Here is a 3,811-nt window from a genome sequence, read left to right on the forward strand (position 1 = left end):
CAAAAGCAGCGACGAAAGCGAAGCGGTGCTTGAGTCGGTGCGTACTGCGCTAAACGACGAAAAAGTGCGCCCGCTAACCGATACCGTCATCGTTGCAAATGCCACCAAAAGGGCGGTAAATATAAAAGCACATCTGGAATTAACGGATCTTTTTTTGCAGGCGGAGATCCAAAACGCTATCGATGCGGTGCAAAAAAGCCTGCCTTTAGGCGAGGATTTGAACCTAAGCCGCATCTATAGTACCCTTCATCAAAACGGCGTATATCGGGTAGGCTTGAGCTCGCCCACTGCCGATATAAAAGCGGATAAGCACGAGTATATCGTGATGAGTTTTGAGCTCAGCTTTGCAAAGGCTAATCTATGAGTATCCTACCGATCGGAAAGCCTAAATTTGACAAGAAGCTTGACGATCTTTTTGGCGTGCGTTTAGACGGACTGGATATCGGCACGATCAATATCCTCGCTCACACCGCGCCCGCAAGCATCTTGCCCCATCTGGCGGCAAGCTTTGATGTAGATATAGAGGGGCTGAGCGAATGAATATAAAGCTCGCGAGCTCATATGTAGGGCTTTTGAGATCAAGCGCTTAAAGGGGACGCTCTACTCGGTCAGAACGGCCGTGCAAGCAGTCGATAGCGGCGCTGCGATCATAGAGGGAAATTTGAGCCAAAAATATGATAGCTCCTTAAAATACGACGGCGCGCGTAGGTATGGCTCAAACAACCACTGGGCGGAGTTTAGCATAATAGCAAGCCTACCTTTAAATAAAGAGCGAGCAAACGCTATAAAAAAGCGCGCCTTAGATGCCGCCCCGGCGCGTTGCGTGCTCGTAAGCGTCGATAGCAGAGGCGAGCTGCTATATAACGGCAACGCGACTTATAACGCCGAATTTAGCTACGGAACATATTAAAAGGAGTATATATGGCTGATCTAAAAGAAGAGATCAAATGGGAAAACGGGATCTATCAGCTCGAAACGGTCGATCTCGTCGTGGGCGGAGTAGACGGCATCAGTAATAAGCAGGCAAAGCAGCTTGCGAACCGTACGAGCTATCTCAAGAAGCAGATCGAGGATAATAAGTCCGGCGCGGATCTCGCGCTTGCGACAAAGCGCGACGTAAACGATAGCTATTCAAAAACAGAGGTGGACAAAAAGTTTACCGATACGGGCAAGCTCATCAAAGAAAAGCTCGGCAAATCCGAAACCGCCGCAGATAGCGAAAAACTCGGCGGCGTCGCTGCGGATAAATTCGCCCAAAAAACCGACATTCCGTCAGCCGCTACAGAGATAGAGGCCGGCATCGTAAAACTTAAAAATTCCATCACAGGAAGCTTGAGCGACACGGCAGTAAGCGAGAAAGCGGTATCCGATGTATTTTCTGCAGGCTTTTTAAGCTCAAAACAACAAAACGGCTACACAAAGTTGCCAAATGGTTTAATACTTCAATGGGGAGCTACAACTTCAACTAATGTTATTTTTCCTATCGCTTTTAACAAAAGGCTAAACGTTTCGCTAACCTCTGCGGAAAACGAGTGCGAATTTGCCGTAAGCGTCGTAGGCGAAGCTTTAGACCAAAATACTAGCAATACCGGCTTTGAAATAGGTGTAAGGCGCATAGCGGGGTCCCCGCCGGATTACTTTAAATTCTACTGGTTTGCGGTAGGCTACTAAAGGAGAATAGATGAAATATGTTCACTACGACAAAAAGACAAACGAAATACTGGGGTATTATGATAGCGAAATACACGAAAACATACCTGCACCTAACGTAGAGATAAGCGAGGAGCAATGGACAAAAGCTGTCAATATGGGCGCTACTCATATCAATCCAAAAACGCTTGAGACCAGCATAAAAATAGAGGAGCCTCCTATCGAGCAACTTCGCGAAGCAAAGACCACGGAGCTCGCTTCGTGGGTGAACGCAATGGGCGAGAGCTGCAAGGTTGAGATCAAAGACTTTGGAGCCGTCAACGGCGGATATAAATATCTACTGAATATCGGAAGTATGATCGATATATTTGATAGCCTCGAGGTGCGGGGCTTTAGGATGTATGACAATACGATGAAAAAGATAAACGGGCAGGAGGATCTCAAAAAGATTAAGCGCGCCATTCAGATTGCGGGGCAGAAGCTCCACGTGCTGAAATGGGGCTATGAAACCGCAATCGAGAAGGCAAAAACCGCAAAGGAGCTTGAGGCTATCAAATTTACGGACACGATTGAAGTATAGGAGGAACAAATGGGATATTTTATTCTTTTTCTGACGAGCTTTATTCTTGGGATTTTGGCTTGATAGTAATTTTCTTGCGTGCTAGAAAGTGCGATCAGTGGGATCATTCCAATATGATGAATATCTTTCGCGTGATCGCGCACCTTGCAACTCATCCCAATGATTTCATGAAATTTCGCTACGAGGACGGCTCAAAGCCTTTCTGGTATCTAGGTAGCGATGAATTCGCTGACATCGTAAAAACAAGACCAAAGGATTGATGATGTTTGCGATACTCAACAGACTACGCGGGCGATACGCCTACTTCGCCAAAGTGAACGCTTTGGTAGTGGCTCTGCTAATATTTGCATTTTTGGGAAATTTTTACCTTGCGATCATCTGCGGGCTTGGGTATTTGCTGGGCGAGGCGAAAGGCTGGGGCGTATGGGTCGGCGCGCTCGTAACCCACGGCAGTTATACCGACGAACGCGAAGTGAAATTTATCGAGTGCATCGCCGCGAAGCTTTTCGATCCGCGCGCGCATTGGCTAGGCTATTGCAGGCTTTGCCTCTTTCTGCGCGGGCTACTTTGGTGGCTGCCGGTATTCGTGCCGCTAGCCTTTGCGGGTCTTTACGCCGCGCCGCTTCTAGCCGTAGCTCTTGCGGTAGGTTTTCCGCTTGCTTGCGAGTTGGGATACTGCACGAAATTTATCTTCACTTTTAAGAAATTTGAAGTAAACACGGCATGGGCTAGGCAGGAGCTCTTTTACGGTGCAATGCAGGACTTGGCGTTTATTGCCCTATATTTGATATCGAAATTTTAAACAAAGGAGAAAAGATGGCTGCAAAATTTGGAGTAAACATAACCGTTTCGGCAGAGGCGGCGCGACCGATAAGCGTGGAGAGTACTACACCCATCGGGATCGCAGGATATGAGGAGGTGCTACAAAACGGCCTGCATTTTTTTATGACGACCGATAAGGCAATTGATGCGATCGAGACGATCTATAAGGAGAAAAAGGGCAAATCCGAAAGCTTCAAACAAGGCTCGATCTACCGCGCACTAAAAGCGATAGCAGATCAGGCGGTACAAACGCAGATCATCCTATCGGTATTTGCCCGCACCGATAATAACGACGATAGCGACGATATCACGGCTTGCAAGGCCGCGATAGAAGTTTTCAAGAATGCAAAGTCTGCCACTGGCTACCGCCCAAATTTACTCATTGCGCCGGAGTTTTCGGGAGAGGACGCGATAAAATCCGCGCTTGAGACAATGGCGACGCGCCTTAAAGCCACCGGTATCGTTGATCTGAAGGCTTCAAGCGCAAGCGAAGCTATCACAAAGATGGGAAGCTTCGGCACCTCTCGCCTGCTCGCTGCCTATCCTTATGTCAAGACCTGGGACGATGAAACAAACGATTATGCAATGACGCCTCAATCGGCTCGTATTGCCGGAATGATCGCCTATGTGGACGGTCTTAGCGAGTTTGGATACAGCGATAGCTATTCTAACCGAGTGATGGGCGGTATCAGCGGCACGGCAATAGACGTAGACTTTGAGATGGGAGAGACCTGCACGGCAGATGAGCTTAGAGCAGCG

8 protein-coding genes are annotated in these 3,811 nt (G+C 48.1%); all 8 read left to right on the forward strand.

Annotation, left to right across the window (positions count from 1 at the left end; translation table 11 throughout):
- Nucleotides 1-364 (forward strand): baseplate J/gp47 family protein (locus Q0198_RS10135; protein ID WP_297897721.1); only part of this gene is annotated, 364 nt, incomplete at its 5' end.
- Entirely contained in the window at nt 361-540 is a 180-nt protein-coding gene (locus Q0198_RS10140) for a hypothetical protein (protein WP_297897724.1), read from the forward strand. The genes Q0198_RS10135 and Q0198_RS10140, both read left to right, overlap by 4 nt.
- Nucleotides 541-577: 37 nt before the next feature.
- Nucleotides 578-910 (forward strand): phage tail protein, encoded by a 333-nt coding sequence (locus tag Q0198_RS10145; RefSeq protein WP_297897740.1) that lies wholly within the window; start codon nt 578-580, stop codon nt 908-910.
- 11 nt (nt 911-921) lie between these two features.
- Nucleotides 922-1,671, forward strand: coding sequence for a hypothetical protein (locus tag Q0198_RS10150; protein WP_297897726.1), 750 nt, complete (start codon nt 922-924; stop codon nt 1,669-1,671).
- A gap of 10 nt (nt 1,672-1,681) precedes the next feature.
- Complete coding sequence (locus Q0198_RS10155; RefSeq protein ID WP_297897729.1) at nt 1,682-2,230, forward strand: hypothetical protein; 549 nt, start codon at nt 1,682-1,684, stop codon at nt 2,228-2,230.
- 59 nt (nt 2,231-2,289) lie between these two features.
- Nucleotides 2,290-2,490 carry a hypothetical protein gene (locus Q0198_RS10160; RefSeq protein WP_297897732.1) on the forward strand — a complete coding sequence of 67 codons (201 nt, stop codon included), beginning with the start codon at nt 2,290-2,292 and terminating at the stop codon, nt 2,488-2,490.
- A gap of 2 nt (nt 2,491-2,492) precedes the next feature.
- Nucleotides 2,493-3,032, forward strand: coding sequence for a hypothetical protein (locus tag Q0198_RS10165; RefSeq protein ID WP_297897735.1), 540 nt, complete (start codon nt 2,493-2,495; stop codon nt 3,030-3,032).
- A gap of 14 nt (nt 3,033-3,046) precedes the next feature.
- Nucleotides 3,047-3,811 (forward strand): phage tail sheath subtilisin-like domain-containing protein (locus Q0198_RS10170; RefSeq protein WP_297897738.1); only part of this gene is annotated, 765 nt, incomplete at its 3' end.

This window comes from uncultured Campylobacter sp., from assembly GCF_938045205.1.
Lineage (GTDB): Bacteria > Campylobacterota > Campylobacteria > Campylobacterales > Campylobacteraceae > Campylobacter_B.